Genomic DNA, 20,387 nt, shown 5'->3' with positions numbered 1-20,387 from the left:
CCCCCTCCACACGGAAGCGCCATGACTTACCTGCTCGCCCTTGACCAGGGCACCTCCAGCTCCCGCAGCATTGTGTTTGACGAGCTGGGCCACATCGTGGCCCTGGCCCAGCAGGAACTGCCCCAGATCTATCCCAGGCCGGGCTGGGTCGAACATGACCCGATGGAAATCTGGCGCACCCAGCTGGCCACGGCGCGCGAAGCGCTCGGCAAAGCGGGACTGAAAGCGAGCGACATTCGCGCCCTGGGCATCACCAACCAGCGCGAAACCACGGTGGTATGGCACCGCGCGACCGGCCAACCCATCCATAACGCCATCGTCTGGCAGGACCGACGCGCCGAAGCGACCTGCGCACAACTGCGCGAGCAGGGCAAGGAAGCGCTGATCCAGGCCAAAACCGGGCTGCTCATCGATGCGTATTTTTCCGGCACCAAGCTCAAGTGGCTGCTCGACAACGTACCCGGCGCGCGCGCGCAGGCCGAGCGCGGCGAGCTGGCCTTTGGCACCATCGACAGCTGGCTGATGTGGCAACTGACGGGCGGTGCGCTGCATGCCACCGACGTGAGCAATGCCTCGCGCACCATGCTGTTCAATGTGCACAGCAACCAGTGGGATGCCGAGCTGCTGGACCTGCTGGGTATTCCCGCTTCGCTCATGCCCCAGGTGCTGCCGTCCAGCGCGCACTACGGTGAAACCCGGCCCGAACTGCTGGGCCACGCGATAGCGATTGGCGGCGTCGCCGGCGACCAGCAAAGTGCGCTATTCGGCCAGGCCTGCTTCAAGGCAGGCATGGCCAAAAACACCTATGGCACGGGCTGCTTCATGCTGATGCACACCGGCACGCAATTCCAGACCTCCCGCAACGGCCTGCTGACCACCAGCGCCGCACAAACCACGGCACACCCCGAATTTGCCATGGAAGGTAGCGTGTTTGTCGGTGGTGCGGTGGTGCAGTGGCTGCGCGATGGCCTGCATGCCATCAAGGGCAGCGGCGAGGTGCAGGCGCTGGCGCAAAGCGTTCCCGACTCCGGCGGCGTCATGATGGTGCCGGCCTTCACCGGCCTGGGCGCCCCCTACTGGAAACCCGATGCCCGCGGCACCATCACCGGGCTGACCCGCGGCACGACGGTGGCCCATATTGCGCGTGCCGCACTGGAAAGCATTGCCTACCAGAGTGCCGCCCTGCTACAGGCCATGAGCCGGGATGCGGTGAGCAATGGTGCTGCGCCCTTGGCCGAGCTGCGCGTTGACGGCGGGGCCTGCGCCAATGATTTGCTGATGCAGTTCCAGGCCGACCTGCTGGGCATTCCGGTGCTGCGACCGGCGGTGATTGAAACCACCGCCCTGGGCGCGGCTTACCTGGCCGGCCTTTCCAGCGGGGTGTACCGCAGCACGGACGAGCTGTCCGGCATGTGGCGCGCAGAGCGGACGTTTTTGCCCACCCTGGGCGCCGACAGCGCGGCGGCACTGATGAACCGGTGGGAGCATGCCGTCAGGCAGACGGTGCTTCAATAGCCTTGGCCACCCTTGGCCACCCTTGGCTACCGCGCTGTTCGGCGACAATCCCTTATCGCGCGGATGTTTCAAAGCCGGGCGGATTTTTAGCGAGCGATTGATCCATGAGCACCCAAAACCCTGGCAGCAACGAACACATCGCCTTCATCGGCGGCGGCAACATGGCCAGCGCCGTCATTGGCGGCCTGCTCAAGCAGGGCCTTCCGGCCGGGCAGATCCAGGTGGTGGAACCTTTTGCCGAGCAGCGGGCCAAGCTTGTGCAGCAGTTTGGCGTGGCGGTCAGCGACGCCCCGGGCGCTTCGCTAAGCAGCGCCGGCCTGGTTGTCTGGGCCGTCAAGCCCCAGACCTTCAAGGAGGCGGCAGCGCAGACCCGCGCCCACACTCAGGCCGCCCTGCACCTCAGCGTGGCCGCCGGCATCCGCTCGGACAGCATTGCGCAGTGGCTGGGCACCCAGCGCGTGGTGCGCTCCATGCCCAATACGCCGGCACTGGTGGGCAAGGGCATGACGGCGCTGTTTGCCCGCCCCGCCGCCACCGCCGCGGACCGGGCAGCGGTCGAGCGCGTGATCCAGACCACCGGCGAGTATTTGTGGCTGAATGACGAAGTGCAGCTGGACGCCGTGACCGCACTCTCCGGCTCGGGCCCGGCCTACGTGTTTTACTTCCTCGAGGCCATGATCCAGGCAGGCATGGACATGGGCCTCGACGGCGCGCAGGCCCGCAAGCTGGCCGTGGGAACCTTCGTCGGTGCCTCGGCGCTGGCCCACGCGTCGGACGAGCCGCCCGAAGTCCTGCGCGCCCGCGTCACTTCCAAGGGCGGTACCACCTATGCAGCGCTCACCTCGATGGAGCAGGCTGGCATCAAGCAGCAGTTCATGCAGGCCATCGAGGCCGCCCGGCAACGCGCTGGCGAGTTGGGTGACGAGTTCGGCGCCACCTGATCCCCTTCTATTAGTCTTAGTCCGTTCTATTTTTCCGGCAACAAGATGTTTCGGGGCAAAGCCGTCGTCTTCATCTAACCCGACCAACCCACCAAGCGAAATTTCGGCGCAAGCACAGCCGGCGTCAACCCTGCAACACCCGCAAGCGTTGAAACACGGCGCATGTACCGCCGCTCAGCCCCACCGGGGCCATGATCCGGGCAAGATGCGCTCACAAAAACTTTCTAACATCCGGAATTCAACATGAAAAAATTACTGTCCATCCTCGCCAGCGCCACCGTACTGGCCCTGCCCCTGGCTGCCGTCTCCACGCAGGCCTCCGCACAAACCGGCGCGCCCGTAGCCGCTCCCGCTACGGCGCCGGCCGCAGCACCCGCTGACCAGGCGACCCCGCCCAAGGCGAAGACCTCCGTCAAGAAAAAAAGCAAAGCCAAAGCCAAGCGCAAGGCCAAAGCCACATCGACCAAAAAAGCGATTTGACCCAACGGCACGGTAGCTGGCTGTCCGGGGCACCCGGACAAGTCAGTTGAAGGTCCTGAACAGCCCGCCGCGCGCGGGCTTTTTCTTTTTAACCTAGAAACGGCAGTTGGATGCGTCCGAGTGCGTCGTGATCGGCGTGGCAGGCAAGGCGTGACAACGCAGTGGGCTTGTGCCCACAAGGCGGAGCAACGCCGCATGGCGCGTCGAGCACGGTGCAATCGGACGCATAGCGCTGTTACCTAGAAGGTGAACCCAATCGACGAGGGGAAAGTCAATGTGCATTCGGCTTTCCTGAAGTTTGCGAGCGGTCAACTGCTGTTTCTAGGTTTAATGCAGGCCGGTCAGCCCGGACTCAAGCCACCAGATAAGACAAGGCAATGCCGGCAAACACCGTGCATCCCAGCCAGTGGTTCAGGCGAAACGCCTTGAAGCAGTCGTCGCGCTCGCGTTTGCGGATCAACCAGCCATGCCACAGCGCCTGCAGCCCTGCCAGCCCAATGGCCATCCAATAAATGGCTGCTTGCGGAATGTCGGCAAGGGCCAGAGCCCAAACTGACAGGTACAGCAGGTAACTGAGCATGACCCCCGCCACATCGAACCGCCCCAGCGTGATGGCCGAGGTTTTCATGCCTATCTTCAAATCATCGTCGCGGTCCACCATGGCGTACTCGGTGTCGTAGGCAATCACCCAGAACAGGTTGCCCAGCAGCAGCACCCAGGCCAGCAGCGGCACGCGGGACTGCACGGCGGCAAACGCCATCGGAATGCCAAAACTGAAAGCCACGCCCAGCACCGCCTGCGGCATGGACACATAACGCTTGGCAAACGGGTACACCAGTGTGACGGCCAGCGCGGCAAACGACCAGGCGATGGTGGTGGCATTGGTGGTCAGCACCAGGCCAAACGCCAGCAGGGCCAGCACGGCGCCCAGCCACAGCGCCTCCTTGACCGAGACCGCGCCGCTGGTGACCGGCCGCTGGGCCGTGCGCTTGACGTGCCGGTCAAAGTCCCGGTCCGCCACATCATTGACGCAGCAGCCTGCGCTGCGCATCAGGATGGTGCCCAGCGTGAACACCGTCAGCAAGTGCCAGCCCGGAAATCCGTGCGCGGCCACCCACAGCGCCGACAGCGTAGGCCAGAGCAGCAGCAGCCAGCCCGCCGGACGGTTCCATCGGATCAGCGCAAGGTAAAGATCCAGTTTGCGGCGCAGCATCACAAGCCGAGCTGCCGCAAATCAAGCCGGCCTGCATGCATGGGCGGACACCACAGGTAAGCGCCGCTGACCGGCCTGGAGATACGAAACATCGCATCGACAATGCCATCGTCCAGCCCCACCATGCGGCGCATCTGTGCTTCAAACGCATCCAACGAGCGGCCAAACGCCACAAACACCAAACCAGCCTTGCTGCCGCCCGGCGCATGCAAGGCCCACGGCATGGAGCGCCGCAGCACAAAAGCCTCGGGTTGAAAGCTTTCCTGTGCGGTGCGCTTGACATGGGCCGATTCGGGCGCGTCCTCCAGCTCCTCGTTGTCGCTGCGCCGCCTGCCTATGGTGTCGTCCTGCTCGGGTGGGCTCATGGCTTCAAATGCATCAAAGTCATGCAGCCATTGCTGCACCGCGACGAAACTCGATCCGTCGAGGCCCACCCCCTGCCCCTGCACGAAGGCTGCGGCCTCGGCCGCCTCGCCTTTGGGGTTTTCGGTGCCGTCTTCGTAGCCCGTCAGGTCCCGGCCGTGGCCCGTCGGACCCTGACCATGGCGAAAGGACTCGATCACGCGATCCAGGTGAAGTGCCGGGGCCAGCGCTTGTTCAAGTCGCCGCGTCAGCAACACCAGATCGCCCCGGTCGCTACCGCGCAGCCACAGGCACAGCGCGACGGGCGTGACCGGAAGCTCAATACCACCGCCCGAGAGCGCCGGGAAGTCGCGCAGGCCCGGGACTGCCGCACCCAACGCCGTGACAAGTCCGGCGCCGAATGCCGCCACCACGGCCTGGCCATCCGCCAGCGGGGCGAGCCGCTGCAGGCTTTGGCGCAGCGCCGCCGGCTGCTCGGCCGCAGAGGCTGTGATGGAGAAAAAAGCGTAGCGCCCGACGGTGGGCACCGCTTGCGAAATTCCAGGTTGGGAAAGGCTCATCTTTGCATCAGGACAGTCGTGTGACACCCGGCAGCTCGCAGGCGTAAATGGCATTGCGCAGCGCGGCAATTGCTTCGTAGCGCGTAAAACTGCGGCGCCAGGCCAGCACCACGCGCCGGCTCGGCACGTGCCCTTCGAACGGCAGGTATTTGATGAAGTTGGGCTGCGCGGCAGCCGCAGCGGCCGCGGCGGCCATCGCAGCCTTGCCTTTGGCGGGTTTTTTGGCGACCGGCGCCTCAATCAGCGCTTCCTTGGGCACACCCAGACGCGGCACCAGCGTGATACCCATGCCCGCAGCTACCATGTGCTTGATGGTTTCCAGCGACGAGCCTTCAAAGCTCTTGCGGATGCCGTCGGTGCTGCTGGAAAAGCGCGCGAACTCCGGACAGACCTCCAGCACATGGTCGCGAAAGCAGTGCCCGTTGCCCAGCAGCAGCATGGTTTCCTTCTTGAGCTCTTCGGCAGACACGCTGACGCGCGCAGCTAGTATGTGCGCGCTGGGAACGGCCGCCATGAAGGGCTCATCGTAGAGCGGCGCAATCGCCAGGTTGGTGTCGGGAAACGGCTCGGCCAGGATGGCGCAGTCAATCTCGCCGGTGCGCAACTCCTCCAGCAGTTTGACGGTGAAGTTTTCCTGCAGCATCAGCGGCATTTGCGGCGTATGGGCAATCGCCTGTCGCACCAGGTCGGGCAGCAGGTAGGGGCCAATCGTGTAGATCACCCCCAACCGCAAGGCGCCAGCCAGCGGGTCTTTGCCGCGCTTGGCAATTTCGCGGATGTTCTCGGCCTGCTCCAGCACGCTTTGCGCCTGGCGAACAATCTCTTCGCCCAGCGGCGTGACGGTAATTTCATTGGCATTGCGCTCAAACAGCTTGACCTGCAGCTCTTCCTCGAGCTTCTTGATGGCGACGCTGAGCGTCGGCTGCGAGACATGGCAGGCCTCGGCGCCCTTGCCAAAATGCTTTTCCCGGGCCACGGCGACGATGTATTTGAGTTCGGTCAGCGTCATGGGCTTATTGTCCTGCTTTTCGCTCAGGGAAGCGGATTGCGTTTGTTGAGGTCGTTTTTGGTCTGGCTGGGTTGCCCTTCACTACCAAGCCGGGGGGAGCCCGGCGGCTCGTCACTTTATTTTGCTACGCCAAAATAAAGTAACCAAACAAAAGGCGACCCGCAGTCTGGGTCCCTTCGCTGCGCTACGGGCAACCTGCGCTGCTCGACTCCTGCGGGGGTCCGCAGAACTCGCCTGCGGCTCAAACAACTGCGGCCCTGATCCCGCCTCCGTCTGCGCTGCTCAGCCCAGCCAGGACGGGGTTAGGGAAAAAGTCAAAAGACAAAAAGCACACCGATGCCTCACTCCCTCCCCCGCTGGGGGAGGGTTGGGGTGGGGGCTGACCCCGAACCCGCACCCGTACCTGCACCCACCCCCTTCTGTCTGCGCTGAGGAGCGGAGGGCCAGACGGATCAGGGCTCGCGATTGTCTGAGCCGCAGGCGAGTTGAGCGAGACCCCGGCTGGACCGAGCACCGCAAGGTGCCCGTAGCGAAGCGTAGGGTCGCAGACAGCAGGGTCGCCTTCTCTTTGCTTACTTTCTCTTGGCGACGCAAGAGAAAGTGAGTCGCCCGCCGGGGCGAGTCCCGGCCTGGTAATGAAGGGCAACCCGGCCAGACCAGAAACGACCTCAAAAAGCCCGGTCATAATTTACTCAGGCAGACAAGGTGAAGATGACAAACCCCTGTTCCACCCCCATCGGCCATCCCGGCCGGCGGTTCAGTCCAACAAGGCTTATCCGCAGCAAGAGGTGCTCTTGGTTTCTATCAGCTTGGCCTCGCGGCAGATAAACGCTTCTTTTCGTTAGGACTCATGACAGCACCTTCAAAGCAGCTACTCGGCGGTCTCCTGATCGCTGGGTCATTCGCCATTCTTGGAGCGGCCTACGCTGCGCTTCAAGTCGTCAGTCGCGGTCATTCACTTAGCGGTGCCATCCAATTCATTGCGAGTATCGCGTGCATTGGCTTGTTGCTCGGGGCGATCATTGCGTTCGATGGTGAATCCGAAGTCAAAACCACCGACCGACCTTTTGTGCGCATCGCCGTTGGTTGCTTTTCTGGGCTATTGTTGGCGCTCATTTGGCATTGGCCTGGCGATGGCATTGCGTTGTCGGTTTTGCTGTCAGGCATCCTTGGGTATCTTGGTACTTTTTGGGCAAGGTATGTCGACTTCTATTAGGCCAACAAGCTACTCCAGCGGACGGGCCACCTGCGGCGGCCATCCGTTGAGCCAACGCTAACCGTCAATTCAAGCCCTCAAAAACTCAGCCTTCCCCCCCAACCACCGCAAAATATGCCGCTGCGCCAGCCCGGCATGCTGGTCCAGCATCACCGGCGCCACCCCCCGCGCCCAGGCCAGCAGTTCGGCATCCGTAGTCAAGTCGGCAAAACGCAGCAGCGGTGCACCCGACTGCCGCGCCCCCAAAAACTCCCCCGGCCCGCGAATCTCCAGATCACGCCGCGCAATTTCAAACCCGTCATTCGTCTCCACCATGGCCTTGAGGCGCGCCCGCGCGATTTCGCCCAGCCGGGGTCCGTCGCCGGTTGAATACAACAGCACACAGGCCGATGCCGCCGCGCCGCGCCCGACCCGGCCACGCAACTGGTGCAACTGGGAGAGGCCAAAACGCTCGGCATGCTCGATCACCATCAGCGAGGCATTGGGCACATCCACGCCCACCTCAATCACGGTGGTGCTGACCAGCACGCCCATCACACCCTCGGTGAACAGGGCCATCACGGCTTTTTTCTCGGCCACGGGCATGCGCGAATGCAGCAAGCCCACCCCTACATCCGGCAAGGCCGCGCTCAGGGCTTCATGCGTCTGGGTGGCGTTGATCAGGTCGATTGACTCGCTCTCTTCGATCAGCGGGCACACCCAGTACACCTGCCGGCCTTCGGCGAGCTGGCCGCGTATGCGCTCGATCACCTCATCGCGCCGGGCATCGTTGACCACCTTGGTGACGATGGGGGTGCGCCCCGGCGGCAGCTCGTCAATCGTGGAGACATCGAGGTCGGCGTAGTAGCTCATGGCCAGCGTGCGCGGAATCGGCGTGGCGGTCATCATCAGCAAATGGGGTTCCTGCCCGTTGTCCTGACCATCCAGGGTCATCTTGCTGCGCAGGGCCAGCCGCTGCGCCACGCCAAAGCGGTGCTGCTCGTCAATGATGGCCAACGCCAGATTTTTGAACTTCACCTTGTCCTGGATCACGGCGTGGGTGCCGATGACCAGGTTCGCCTCGCCGCTTTCAATCATGGCCAGCGTCTCGCGCCGCTCTTTGGCCTTCTGGCTGCCGGTCAGCCAGGCGGTCTTGATGCCCAGCGGCTCGAGCCAGCCGATCAGTTTGCGAAAGTGCTGCTCGGCCAGGATTTCGGTGGGCGCCATCAGGGCGCATTGCCAGCCGGCATCCATGCAGCGGGCCGCTGCCAGCGCCGCCACCACGGTCTTGCCGGAGCCCACGTCGCCCTGCAGCAGGCGGTGCATGGGAATGCTTTTTTGCAGGTCGGCGTCTATCTCTGCGCAGACACGCTGCTGGGCCGGCGTCAGCCGGAAGGGCAGGCGCTCCAGCAGCTGCTCGTGCAGGGTGCAGTGCGGCCCCTGCAGGCTTGCCCCATCCGCTGCGGGATTGCGCATCGACGGGCCGCCCAGGGCCGGGGCGCGCATGGCGGCACGCCCGCGGCGCGCCTGCAGCTGCGACAGCTGCTGGGCCAGCAGCTCCTCGGCCTTCAGCCGCTGCCACGCCGGATGGCTGCGGTCTTCGAGCGTGGCCAGCGCCGCGTCGGGCGTGGGATGGTGCAAAAACTGCAGCGCCTCGCGCAGCGTATGCAAGGGATGCGGCAGGTTTTTACTTAAAAACGGGGCGGGAATGGTTTCGCTCAGGTCGGCGCGGGCCAGGCCGCTGAGCACGGCCTTGCGCAGATAGGCCTGCGGCAAACTGGCCACCGTTGGATACACCGGCGTCAGCGCACCCGGCAGCTCACCGCCCGCCAGCTTGAAGCTGGGATGCACCATCTCGCGGCCAAAACCTCCCGCGAAGGAGCCGCCCCGGATCTCGCCGCGCACCCGCACCCGGGCGCCGACGCTCAGGGTCTTCTGGTGCGAGGGGTAGAAATTGAGGAAGCGCAGCACGCAGGTGTCGCTGCCGTCGTCCACCGTCACCCGCAACTGGCGGCGCGGCCGGAACGCGATTTCGCTGTGGGTGACCTGCCCCTCGATCTGCACCATGTCGCCGTCCCGCGCATCGCGCAGCTGCACGATGCGGGTTTCATCCTCATAGCGCAGCGGCAAATGCAGGGCGAGGTCAATGTCGCGGCGCAGGCCCAGTTTTTCGAGGGCCTTTTGTGCCGGAGATTTGGCCGGAGGTTTTCCCACCGGGGCTTTGGGCGCGGCCCGGTCCCCGGCCATCTCCTCGGAGGTGGCGGCTTTTCGGGCAGGAGCACCGGGTGGCGACATGGGACAATTGTGCCGTCAACCTAGAAACCGCAGTTGACCGCTTGCAAACATCTAAAAGTCCGCTTGAATACCGTCATTCTCCTTTTCGCTGGCACTCACCTTATAGATGACAGCGCTATGCACCCGATTGCGCCACCCGCACAGCACCATGCGGCGTTGCTCCGCCTTGTGGGCAACAGCCCACTGCGTTGTCACGCCTTGCCTGGCGCCGCGCGGGCAGCACACTCGGGCGCATCCAACTGCGGTTTCTAGGTTTATGAAGACGCATTTCAGCCTCAGCGATTTTGATTTCACGCTGCCCGAAGAACTCATTGCCCAGCACCCCGCCGCCCAGCGCAGCGCCTCGCGCCTGCTTGACGGCCGGGACACCCCCGCAGTAGACCGCCGCTTCGCCGACCTGCCCGGGCTGCTGAACCCGGGCGATCTGCTGGTGTTCAATGACACCCAGGTGGTCAAGGCGCGGCTGTTCGGCCAAAAATCCACCGGCGGGCGGCTGGAACTGCTGATCGAGCGGGTGTTGCCCGCCCTCGCCGACGCCAGCCATGAAGTCGCGGCGCACATGAAAGTGAGCAAAAAGCCCCTGCCGGGCGCCGTGCTGCAGATGGACGGCGGCTTCACTGCCACCCTGCTGGGCCGCTGGCCGCAGGAGGACGGGCCGCTGTACCGCTTTCGCTTCAGCAGCGACCCCTATGTGCTGATGGCGCAGCATGGCCATGTGCCGCTGCCGCCCTATATCACCCACAGCGACTCTGCAGAAGACGAGCTGCGCTACCAGACGGTGTTTGCGAAAAACCCCGGCGCCGTGGCCGCACCCACCGCCGCCCTGCACTTTGACGAAGCCATGCTCGCGCAGCTGGAGGCGCGCGGCATCGCGCGCGCCAGCGTGACCCTGCATGTGGGCGCGGGCACCTTCCAGCCCGTCAAAACCGAGAACATTGCCGACCACACCATGCATTTCGAGCGCTTTGACGTGCCGGCCGCCACGCTGCAGGCGATTGCCGCCTGCAAGGCGCGCGGCGGCCGCGTGGTGGCCGTGGGCACCACCACCGTGCGGGCGCTGGAATCCCATGCCAAATTTGGGCCCGACTGCAACGACACCAACATCTTCATCACGCCGGGTTTTGAGTTTGCCGTGGTGGACCTGCTGCTGACCAACTTTCACCTGCCCAAGAGCACGCTGATGATGCTGGTCAGCGCATTTGCGGGCTATGAACACATCATGGCGCTGTACCGGCATGCGATTGCCGGGCACTACCGCTTTTTCAGCTATGGCGATGCCATGCTGCTGGCGCGCAAAACCCCGCGCGCGGGCGTTTAAACCTAGAAACAGCAGTTGACCGCTCGCAAACTTCAGGAAAGCCGCATGCCCATTGACTTCTCCCTCTTCGATCGCGTTCACCGTCGGAGTGACAGCGCTATGCGCCCGATGGCACCCTGCTCGACGCGCCATGCTGCGTTGTTCCGCCTTGTGGGCAACGGCCCACTGCGTTGTCACGCCTTGCCTGGCACGCCGATCACGGCGCCATCGGGCGCATTCAACCGCTGTTTCTAGGTTAAACACACCTGCGACAATCACAAGATGCTCGAATTTGAAGTTCTGAAGACCGACGCAAGGACCGGCGAAGGGGCCAACGCCCACCCCGGCTCGCATGCCCGGCGCGGCCGGTTGACGCTCACCCATGGCGTCGTGCAAACGCCCATCTTCATGCCGGTTGGCACCTATGGCACCGTCAAGGGCGTGATGCCGCAGTCGCTGCACGACATGGGCGCCCAGATCATCCTGGGCAACACCTTCCACCTGTGGATGCGCCCCGGGCTGGACGTGATGAAACAGTTCGGCGGCCTGCACCGATTTGAAAGCTGGGACAAACCCATACTCACCGACAGCGGCGGCTTTCAGGTCTGGTCGTTGGGCGAGATGCGCAAGATTTCCGAAGAAGGCGTGAAGTTCGCCTCGCCCGTGAACGGCGACAAGCTGTTCCTGACGCCCGAAATCTCCATGCAGATCCAGACGGTGCTCAACAGCGACATCGTGATGCAGTTTGACGAGTGCACGCCCTACGACACCAAGGGCCACATCACCACCGAAAGCGAAGCGCGCAGCTCGATGGAACTGAGCCTGCGCTGGGCCAAACGCTGCATCGCCGAGTTTGACAAACTGGAAAACCCCAACGCGCTGTTTGGCATTGTGCAAGGCGGCATGTACCAGAACCTGCGCCACGAATCGCTGGATGCGCTGGTGGAGCTGGACTTGCCCGGTTACGCGGTGGGTGGCGTGAGTGTGGGCGAGCCGAAGGAAGAAATGCAGCGCATCATGGCGCACACGCCCCATCGCCTGCCGGCCGACAAACCGCGCTACCTGATGGGTGTGGGCACGCCCGAGGACCTGGTGGAGGGCGTGGGTGCCGGCATTGACATGTTTGACTGCGTGATGCCGACGCGCAATGCGCGCAACGGCCACATGTTCACGCGCTTTGGCGACCTGAAAATCCGCAACGCGCGCCACAAGGCCGACGATCAGCCCCTGGATCACACCTGCACCTGCTACACGTGCAAGGGCCGCACGCTGCCTGACGGCAGCATGTCGGGCGGTTTTTCGCGGGCCTACCTGCACCACCTGGACCGCTGCGGTGAAATGCTGGGCCCGATGCTGGCCAGCATCCACAACCTGCATTACTACCTGAACCTGATGCAGGAAATACGCGATGCGCTCGATGCAGGGCAGTTCGGCGAGTTCGCCGCGCGGTTCCGGACCGACCGGCTAAGAGGCGTCTGAGCGATGAACATCCAGCTGCAACGATGGATTGACCGCTGGGTCGGCATTCCGTTGTGCGCCGCGGTCTCTGGCCTGGATGCGGTGACCAGGGCTTTGCGGGGGCCGTCCCGCGAGGCGGCCGCCACCACCGCGCCACGAGCGATCGTGGTGATCCTGCTGTCCGAAATGGGCAGCCTGGTGCTGGCACACGAGATGTTTGCGCGCCTGAAGCAGCGCTACCCCGGCGCCGAGCTGCATGCCCTGCTGTTCAGGAAGAACCGGGAAATCCTCGACCTCATGCAGGTGGTCGACCCAGCCCATGTGCACACCGTGGATGACAAGTCGCTGCCTGGCCTGCTGTCCAGCCTCTGGAAAGCGGTGGCCGAACTGCGCCGCGCGAAGGTCGATGTGGCGATCGACTGCGAACTGTTCTCGCGCATCAGCAGCCTGCTGTCGTTTGCCAGTGGTGCGCCGGTTCGCGTGGGCTTTCACCGCCATACGCAGGAAGGCCTGTACCGCGGCTCGCACATCAACCGACCCGTGCCCTACAACCCTTATCACCACATCAGCGCGCAATTTCTGGCGCTGGCGCGTGCCATCGACTCCACGGCGGTACCGAAATCAAAGCTGCCAATGGTGGGCACCACCAAGCCCCCGCCGCCTGTGCAGCTGGACGCCGTGCTGGTGCAGGGCATTGCGCAGCGACTGGCGCAGGACTTTCCCGCCATCGCCGGCAAGCCGCTGGCGCTGGTCTACCCGGGCGGCGGCATTCTGCCCATCCGCGCGTGGCCGCTGGCCTCGTACACCACGCTGTGCGAAGGCCTGGTGGCCGACGGTTGCGCGGTGGCGGTGATTGGCCTGAAAGACGACCAGGCGCTGGCGCAGCAACTGGTCGCCAACGTCAACCAGGCCTACCCGGCGGGGCCGGTGATCGACCTGACGGGCTACACACGCTCGGTCGCCGAGCTGCTGGCGCTGTTCCATGTGGCGCGCCTGCTGGTGACCAACGATGGCGGACCCGGGCAGTTCGCCGCATTAACGCCCATCTGGACCCTGATGCTGTTCGGGCCCGAAACGCCCGGCCTCTATGCGCCGCAGACGCCAAAGTGCCATTCGTTTTACAGCCAGTGGCCCTGCTCGCCCTGCCTGACTGCCTACAACCACCGCTCCTCCTACTGCGACGGCGACAACCAGTGCCTCAAGGTCATTGCGCCCGCCGCGGTGCTGGCCAAGGCGCGGGAATGCCTGGCCGAAACTCCGGCGATGGCCTGATGGGAACACTCCGGTCCATCGCGGAGGCGCTGATCAGCCGCCTGCCACCCCGCCTGCAGCCTATGGCGCGCTGGCGCTTCATCAAGTTTGGCGTGGTGGGCGCCAGCGGCACGGTGATCAACATCGCCGTGCTCTATGTCGCGCAGGAGTTTTTGCTCAGCTTCATCGCAGACTTCCACTCGCGGCTCAATTACTCGATTGCCCTGGCCATCACCTGCGCGACCATCAGCAACTTTTACTGGAACCGGCGCCTGACCTGGCGGGACCGCAAGCACGAGGTCCATCATTCCGCGCTGTTCCTGTTTTCCAAATATGTGATGGCGGCGGCCCTGTCGATTGCCGTTCAGTCCGTGCTGACCAAATGGCTGGCCATCTACCTGCACTACATCCTGGCCAACCTGGTGGCCATTGTGCTGGCCAGCGTGTGCAATTTTGTCGCCAATGACCGCATGACGTTCCGCCGCCGCGCGAAAATTCAGCCGCCCAATGCTGCCACAACGCCCCCTGCCGATGTCCATGACCAGCCCTGAGCCACTGAAGCCCCGCCTTCCCGCCCACTTCCTCTGGCTGGCCCTTGCCGTCGCGGTTGCGCTGGGCTACCTGTTCGGCCTGGACGGCGACCATATTCCCCGCCTCGGCGATGAGCTGGTGTACGCCCACATCGCGCGCCTGACGGCGGAAACCGGCCATTGGCTGCCGCTGGTCAGCTCTTACGACTTCATGCGCAACACCAAGCCCCCGCTGCTGTTCTGGCAGGCGATGGCGGCGGGCGGCTGGGGCGAGCACTGGACGCTGCTCAGCCTGCGCCTGCCCAGCGTGGTCTATTCCTGGGCGATTGCGCTCATGGTGGGCCTGCTGACCTGGAAGGTGGTTCGCAATGAGGTCACGCCCACCCCGGAGGCAAGCCCCGGCGCCGCGACGGCCGCGGACCGCAGCAGCCGGGCGATCACCCTGGGCGCGATTGCGGCGCTGGCCTATCTCTCTTTTTTGAGCAGCTACCGTTATGGCCGGCCCTACCTGACCAGCTCGCCCGAGACCTTCTGGCTGTTCGCTGTGTTTTTTGCCCTCGCCTGGTCCCCGGCGAAACTGCTGGCCTCACGCTGGAAGTTTCCTCTGCTCGCAGGAATCGCCATCGGCATCGGCTGCCTCTACAAATCCTTCGCCATGGTGGTGCCGGTCGGCTTCGGCCTGGCGCTGTGCTACCAGGTGCTGGGCGCCCGGCAAGCCCCCTGGCAGATTTTCCGGCGCGGCATCGTCATCGACGCCATCAAGGTCGCCACCATCTGCGCAATGGCCCTGGCGGTGTTTGGCTTGTGGTTCGCCATTGACCCGCAACCGGGCGAGGTGTGGCGCGAGTTTGTGGTTGGCGAAAACGCCGGCAAATTCAAGTCATCACCCGGCTACTTCAAGGTTGCTTTCCGCAGCAGCGGCGGGCTCCTGACGATTCTCACGGGCTACTTTTCAAACGCCGGTTTTCTGCTGCCCGTCGCGGTCGGCTGTGTCTGGACCGCCTGGCGCAGTTACCGTCGGGGTGTGCCCGTCAGCGATGCCGAAAAAATCCTGTGGCTCTGGCTGCTGGCGCTGGCGCTGGTGTTCCTCCTGCCCAACCAGCGGTCTGCCCGTTACCTGATACCGGCCATGCCAGCCCTCGCGATCCTGATGGCGCTGTACTGGAGCGGCATTGCGCGCGTCTGGTTCAGCATCGCCCTGGCGCTCTGCCTGCTGGGCACCCTGGCCATGGGCCTGATCGGATTCGGTGCGGTGCGCGCCACACAAACCGGCTGGCTTTATTCGCCGCTGTTTTGGCTGTTCCTGGCAGCCCTTGCCGCAGCCTGCGTCATCGGCATGGCCAAAAAAGAGCTGGCCCGCCCAATCGCCGCCGTGGCCGGTTTCGCCGTGCTGTTTGCGCTGGCCTGGGCCACCGCACCGTTCAACGGCGAGAGGGGCCACTTCCGTGCAGAAACCAATGCGCTGCTCAAGGGCCAGGCCGTGTCCGTCCCCAGCAACTTCAACGGCCATTTTGAGCGTTACGAATTCATCATTCCGGGTGCAAAAATTGTTCCCTACTTCGCAGCGCAACCGGTCGACTACCAGGACGTCAACGCCCTGTTCAAAAACACCCGCTATGCCCTGGTGCAGCGCCGGGTCGGGCAGAAACCCTGCGATGCGTGCCGCATCCTCGATGAACGCTGGGACCTGCGCTCGCGGCAGGACGAGAATGAAGGCCAACTGGCCGTCTTCAGAACGCCCGAGACCTACCTGTATGCCAAGGAGTACTTGGTCGAACGGCTCACACCCTGAGCGCCGTCTCGCCCCCGTCTTTTTTCAGCAAGGAACTGACCATGCAATACCGCCGCCTCGGAACCAGCAACCTCAAAGTCTCGACCCTCTGCCTGGGCACCATGATGTTCGGCCAGCAGACGCCTGTTGAGGAGGCGGCGCGCATCGTGGCCTCGGCGCGCGAGCAGGGACTCAACTTCATCGACACGGCCGACGTCTACAACAAGGGACAGTCGGAAAAGGACGTCGGCAAACTGCTCGCCGGCCAGCGCCACCACTGGGTGCTGGCCAGCAAGCTCGGCAACCCGGTCAGCGGGGCCGTCAACGAGAGCCATTACTCGCGGCGCTGGCTGATCCAGCAAACCGATGCGATCCTGACCCGGCTGCAAACCGACTACCTCGACATCCTGTACCTGCACCGCGACTACCACGAGGCCAACCTCGAAGAGGCGGTGCGTGCGCTGGGCGACCTGATCCGCCTGGGCAAGATCCGCAGCTTCGGCCTGTCCAACTTCCGCGGCTGGCGCATTGCCGAGATCGTTCGCCTGTGCCGGGAACTGGGTGTGCCGCCACCGGCCGTGTGCCAGCCTTATTACAACCTGCTCAACCGCGGGCCGGAAGTGGAAATCCTGCCGGCCTGCGGCCATTACGGCCTGGGCGTCGTGCCCTACAGCCCGCTGGCGCGCGGCGTGCTGACGGGCAAGTACCCGCCAGGCCAGCCGCCGGCTGAGGGCACGCGCGCCGGCAGCGGCGACCGGCGCATTCTGGAAACCGAGTTCCGTGAGGAATCGCTGGTGATCGCCCAGAAAATCAAGGCCCGCTGCGAGGCCAGGGGCCTGGTTCCCGGGCAGTTTGCCGCCGCCTGGGTGCTGGCCAACCCCATCATCAGCTCTGTGATCGTCGGCCCGCGCACACTGGCGCACCTGGAAGACGTGTATGCCGCCACGGAGCTGAAGCTCACGCCGGACGACGAGGCCTTCATCAACGGCCTGGTGGTGCCCGGCCATGCCTCCACCCCGGGCTACAACGACCCGGCCTACCCTTTCTTCGGCCGCCCGGTCTGAGAACCTGTTCTTAGCCCGGCTTCAGACCGCAGGAGCCGCTGAGGCCGCCGGTGGCGCGGGCCTGGCCTGCTCGCCGCTGGCGCCACAGGCATGGCAGAACCTGGCGAAAGCGCTCTTGCGGGTGGTGCATTTAAAGCAATGGTCAAACAGGCCGATGCCGCAATGCGGGCAAAAATCGATCTCCGGGTTCTTGAGGTCTACCGCCCGCTCACATCCCGGGCACACAGCCTTGGACAACCGCGTCAGCGCGGTGTCGTAACTCAGCTCCTCGCGGCGTTGCGCATCGGGTAATTGCTCCGCGAGCTTCTGTTTTTCGAGGTAGCGATTGAGCGAAATAATCGCCTGCCGCCCCACCAGCGCCGTCACCACAATGCCGACGATGTAGCGCACATAGCCGCCATAGCTTGGCAGGTAGGGCACCAGCTCGACGAAAAAGGCGAACAGCGCAAAGATGATGAAGCCCCAGACAAAGGGCCAGTAGGTGCTCTTGCGTTTTTTCGCAAACAGCCAGCCGGCGGCCACCAGCAGCGGCAAGGTCAGCGCCAGGCGGTACAAAAAGACGCGCAGCTCCACGCGGCGGTATTCGGCGTTGAGCAGCTTTTGCGCCACTTCCTGCAGTTCGGCGAGTTTGCCGCGTTCGCGCGCTGCCGCCTGCCGGGCATCGAGCGCGGCCTGCTGCTGCGCCTCCACGGCCACGCCGGTGGCGCGTTCGCGGGATTTCAGCACGTCCAGCGCCCGGGTCCGTTCGATCAATTCGGGGTCCTGGTCGGCCAGTTGCGTGGCATGGCGCGTGGACAGCCAGTTGTTGAAGGTGTCGCGGGCCGCGGCCGAGTCGGCCTGCGCGGCGCGGCGCTTGAGCTGCGCCTGCTCCAAAGCACTTTGGGCGTCCTGCTCGGCACGCGTGGCGGTTTTGATCGCCGTGCGCAGGGCAGTCGTGGTGGCCGGGTCCATGAAGTCGTCGAGCGAGAGCCGCTTTTCCACCTTGGGCAGATCGCCCACCACGGTGCCGCCCAGCCCGATCAGGAAACCGGCAAACACCAGCGCCACCAGCCACAGGCCGCGGTGAAACCATTTCTCGGAGAGTCGCAGACCTTTGCTCATGATGGGTTCCTTGTTTGAAGCAGTCGGGCAGGATGACAGGATTTAAAGTTTGACGATTGTCGGGGTTTGGCCCGGTGCCGCCGGCTGCGCGCGCGGCAGCCAGTCAAACACCTCGACGGTGACAGTCTCGATGCGGTCCGAAAAACGCTTGTCGTTGGGATGGTCGTCAAACGCTACATTGGCGGCCGTCAGGCGGGGCCTGGAATCACGGTGTATCAGCGTCTGCATAAAAGACCTTTGAGGTCGTTGCGGTACCTCCAATGTGCCGCGGCGCCCCAAAAATTGATGCAGATACCGATACAGTGACCACTGAATGATCTTTTAGTATCAGTTTTCGATACTTTCAGGCATCCATCAGCGCGGCCACGCGTATTCGCAAAGCCTCGGGCTGCACGTCGGCGGGCGCGATGGCCGGTCCGGCATTCAGGCCGACCCGGCTGAAAAAGCCGCGCCGGAACGGCCGCACCATCGCCGTGCCCTGTTCCACCCGGCTGAAGAATGAGCCCCACAGGTTGGTCAGGGCCATCGGAATGACCGGCACGCTGAGGCCATCGCGCTCGGCGTTTTCGAGGATTTTCATGATGCCGGCCTTGAACACCTGAAGCTCCCCGTCCCTGGTGATGCCACCCTCGGGGAAGATGGCCAGCAAATCACCATTGCGCAGCACCTTGGCAGCCGCTTCGAACGCGGCTTCATAGGCCACCGGGTCTTCCGCGCGCGGCGCAATCGGAATGGCCTTGGCCAGCCTGAACAGCCAACCCAGCACCGGCATTTTGAATATGCGGTGGTCCATCACGAAATAAATCGGCCGCGGGCTGGCGGCCATCAGCAGCACCGGGTCCACAAAGCTCACATGGTTACAGGTCAGCACCGCGGCGCCCTGCGCGGGGATGTTGTCATCGCCCGTGATCTTGAAGCGGTAAACCAGGCGCGAGGCGACCAGCGCGATGAAGCGCAGCAGGTATTCCGGCACCAGCAGGAAAATGTAGAACGCCACCACCGCATTGGCCAGGCCGACGAACAGGAAGATCTGCGGAATGCTGAAGCCGGATTTGAGCAGCGCGCCCGCCAAGATGGCGCTGACGATCATGAACAGCGCATTGAGAATGTTGTTGGCGGCGATGATGCGGGCCCGGTGCGTGGGCTGGCTGCGCAACTGGATCAGCGCGTACATGGGCACGCTGTACAGGCCGGCAAACAGGCTGAGCAGCGCCAGGTCGGCCATCACGCGCCAATGGGCGGGCTGCGCCATGAAGCTGCCGATGCTCATGACGGGCGACATCGGCAAGCCCCGCGACGCAAAGTACAGGTCTACCGCAAAGACGCTCATGCCGATCGCGCCCAGCGGCACCAGGCCGATCTCGACGTGGCGCCGGCTCAGCACTTCGCACAGCAGTGATCCGGTCGCGATGCCGATCGAGAAAACCACCAGCAGCAGGGACGCGACCTGCTCGTTGCCGTGCATCACCTCCTTGGCGAAACTCGGGAACTGGCTCAGGAAGACCGCGCCAAAAAACCACATCCAGCTGATGCCCAGCATGGAGCGGAACACCACCAGGTTCTGATTGGCAAGCTTGAGGTTGCGCCAGGTCTCGGTGACCGGGTTCCAGTTGATCCGGAGGCCGGGGTCGGTGGCCGGCGCCAGCGGAATGAACTGCGCCGCGGCACGGCCCGCGAGCGCCAGCAGCACGCAGGACAGCGCCACATAATGCGGGCCGACACCCGGCACCGCCACGATCAGGCCGCCCACGATGTTGCCGAGCAAAATCGCCACAAAGGTGCCCATCTCGACCATGCCGTTGCCGCCGGTCAGTTCACGCTCGCTCAGCGCCTGCGGCAGGTAGGCAAACTTGACCGGACCAAACAGCGTGGAGTGCAGCCCCATCAAAAAGGTGCAAGCCAGCAGCACCGTGGCCTGCAGGTTGACGTTGCGGCTGGTAAAGCCCGCGGCAGCGATCAGCATGATCACTACTTCCAGGTTCTTGACGAAGCGGATCACGCGGGTTTTTTCGAACTTGTCGGTGAGCTGTCCGCTGGTGGCCGAAAACAGCAGAAAAGGCAGGATGAACAGCGCCCCGATCACTAGCCCCGCGAGGGCCGGCGGCAGCCAGCTCACGCTGAGCTGGTAGGTCACCATCACGGTGAAGGCGAACTTGAACAGGTTGTCATTGGCCGCGCCCGAAAACTGCGTCCAGAAAAAGGGCGCAAAGCGGCGCTGCTTCAGCAGCGCGAACTGGTTCGGATGCTCGTGTGCTGCCGGTGGGGGCGCCAGGGCGCTTGTATCAACACTCATGCTGGACTCCTCTATTCGCTTTTATTCGCTTGTTGCTTGTGGGCTTGTGGG

General features: G+C 64.1%; 16 protein-coding genes and 1 pseudogene. 10 read left to right on the top strand and 7 right to left on the bottom strand.

The features are described 5' to 3' along the window. Window positions 1-21: 21 nt before the first annotated feature. The 3 genes from glpK to AC1DUR_RS06445 all read left to right on the top strand — a co-directional run bounded on the left by glpK (window position 22) and on the right by AC1DUR_RS06445 (window position 2,936). Entirely contained in the window at window positions 22-1,515 is a 1,494-nt protein-coding gene (gene glpK, locus AC1DUR_RS06455; protein ID WP_477718926.1) for a glycerol kinase GlpK, read from the top strand. 104 nt (window positions 1,516-1,619) lie between these two features. Further along, window positions 1,620-2,456 carry a pyrroline-5-carboxylate reductase gene (gene proC / locus AC1DUR_RS06450; RefSeq protein WP_477718925.1) on the top strand — a complete coding sequence of 279 codons (837 nt, stop codon included), beginning with the start codon at window positions 1,620-1,622 and terminating at the stop codon, window positions 2,454-2,456. Window positions 2,457-2,699: 243 nt separating this feature from the next. Beyond that, the gene (locus AC1DUR_RS06445) at window positions 2,700-2,936 is read left to right on the top strand and encodes a protein tyrosine phosphatase (RefSeq protein ID WP_477718924.1); all 237 of its coding nucleotides are present in this window, start codon (window positions 2,700-2,702) and stop codon (window positions 2,934-2,936) included. Window positions 2,937-3,288: 352 nt separating this feature from the next. Here AC1DUR_RS06445 and ubiA read toward each other — a convergent pair whose 3' ends face one another. Genes ubiA through AC1DUR_RS06430 form a run of 3 tightly spaced genes read right to left on the bottom strand, consistent with a single transcriptional unit; the run spans window position 3,289 to window position 6,081 of the window. Next, complete coding sequence (gene ubiA / locus AC1DUR_RS06440) at window positions 3,289-4,149, bottom strand: 4-hydroxybenzoate octaprenyltransferase (RefSeq protein ID WP_477718923.1); 861 nt, start codon at window positions 4,147-4,149, stop codon at window positions 3,289-3,291. Then, window positions 4,149-5,072: a Dyp-type peroxidase gene (locus AC1DUR_RS06435; protein WP_477718922.1), complete on the bottom strand. Its 924-nt coding sequence runs from the start codon at window positions 5,070-5,072 to the stop codon at window positions 4,149-4,151. Before AC1DUR_RS06435 ends, ubiA begins: the two co-directional genes overlap by 1 nt. A gap of 7 nt (window positions 5,073-5,079) precedes the next feature. Then, complete coding sequence (locus tag AC1DUR_RS06430) at window positions 5,080-6,081, bottom strand: LysR substrate-binding domain-containing protein (RefSeq protein WP_477718921.1); 1,002 nt, start codon at window positions 6,079-6,081, stop codon at window positions 5,080-5,082. Between the two features lie 850 nt (window positions 6,082-6,931). Between AC1DUR_RS06430 and AC1DUR_RS06425 the strand changes: the two genes are divergently transcribed. Further along, window positions 6,932-7,297: a hypothetical protein gene (locus AC1DUR_RS06425; RefSeq protein ID WP_477718920.1), complete on the top strand. Its 366-nt coding sequence runs from the start codon at window positions 6,932-6,934 to the stop codon at window positions 7,295-7,297. Between the two features lie 69 nt (window positions 7,298-7,366). On the opposite strand, the gene recG is transcribed toward AC1DUR_RS06425, so the two are convergent. After that, the gene (recG, locus tag AC1DUR_RS06420) at window positions 7,367-9,571 is read right to left on the bottom strand and encodes an ATP-dependent DNA helicase RecG (RefSeq protein ID WP_477718919.1); all 2,205 of its coding nucleotides are present in this window, start codon (window positions 9,569-9,571) and stop codon (window positions 7,367-7,369) included. A gap of 256 nt (window positions 9,572-9,827) precedes the next feature. On the opposite strand from recG, the gene queA reads away from it, so the two are divergent. The 6 genes from queA to AC1DUR_RS06390 all read left to right on the top strand — a co-directional run bounded on the left by queA (window position 9,828) and on the right by AC1DUR_RS06390 (window position 16,942). Beyond that, window positions 9,828-10,889 carry a tRNA preQ1(34) S-adenosylmethionine ribosyltransferase-isomerase QueA gene (gene queA, locus AC1DUR_RS06415; protein ID WP_477718918.1) on the top strand — a complete coding sequence of 354 codons (1,062 nt, stop codon included), beginning with the start codon at window positions 9,828-9,830 and terminating at the stop codon, window positions 10,887-10,889. Between the two features lie 261 nt (window positions 10,890-11,150). Beyond that, entirely contained in the window at window positions 11,151-12,347 is a 1,197-nt protein-coding gene (gene tgt / locus AC1DUR_RS06410) for a tRNA guanosine(34) transglycosylase Tgt (RefSeq protein WP_477718917.1), read from the top strand. Window positions 12,348-12,350: 3 nt separating this feature from the next. Then, on the top strand, window positions 12,351-13,598 hold the full coding sequence (locus AC1DUR_RS06405) for a glycosyltransferase family 9 protein (protein WP_477718916.1): 1,248 nt from the start codon (window positions 12,351-12,353) through the stop codon (window positions 13,596-13,598). Then, the gene (locus AC1DUR_RS06400; RefSeq protein WP_477718915.1) at window positions 13,568-14,128 is read left to right on the top strand and encodes a GtrA family protein; all 561 of its coding nucleotides are present in this window, start codon (window positions 13,568-13,570) and stop codon (window positions 14,126-14,128) included. The genes AC1DUR_RS06405 and AC1DUR_RS06400 overlap by 31 nt, the downstream gene beginning before the upstream one ends. Continuing rightward, a complete protein-coding gene (locus AC1DUR_RS06395; RefSeq protein ID WP_477718914.1) occupies window positions 14,115-15,899 on the top strand; it encodes an ArnT family glycosyltransferase in 1,785 nt (594 codons plus the stop codon). The genes AC1DUR_RS06400 and AC1DUR_RS06395 overlap by 14 nt, the downstream gene beginning before the upstream one ends. 41 nt (window positions 15,900-15,940) lie before the next feature. Continuing rightward, the gene (locus tag AC1DUR_RS06390; RefSeq protein WP_477718913.1) at window positions 15,941-16,942 is read left to right on the top strand and encodes an aldo/keto reductase; all 1,002 of its coding nucleotides are present in this window, start codon (window positions 15,941-15,943) and stop codon (window positions 16,940-16,942) included. A gap of 21 nt (window positions 16,943-16,963) precedes the next feature. Here AC1DUR_RS06390 and AC1DUR_RS06385 read toward each other — a convergent pair whose 3' ends face one another. The 3 genes and pseudogenes from AC1DUR_RS06385 to AC1DUR_RS06375 form a co-directional block, all read right to left on the bottom strand. Further along, a complete protein-coding gene (locus AC1DUR_RS06385; protein WP_477718912.1) occupies window positions 16,964-18,043 on the bottom strand; it encodes a serine endopeptidase in 1,080 nt (359 codons plus the stop codon). 42 nt (window positions 18,044-18,085) lie between these two features. Continuing rightward, window positions 18,086-18,238 (bottom strand): annotated as a pseudogene (locus AC1DUR_RS06380) (DUF2145 domain-containing protein); the annotation flags it as partial. Window positions 18,239-18,386: 148 nt separating this feature from the next. Continuing rightward, the gene (locus AC1DUR_RS06375) at window positions 18,387-20,336 is read right to left on the bottom strand and encodes an MFS transporter (protein ID WP_477721490.1); all 1,950 of its coding nucleotides are present in this window, start codon (window positions 20,334-20,336) and stop codon (window positions 18,387-18,389) included. Between the last annotated feature and the right edge of the window lie 51 nt (window positions 20,337-20,387).

The organism is Polaromonas sp. P4_F4 (genome assembly GCF_056401355.1).
This window is presented reverse-complemented; position numbering and strand designations above follow the sequence as displayed.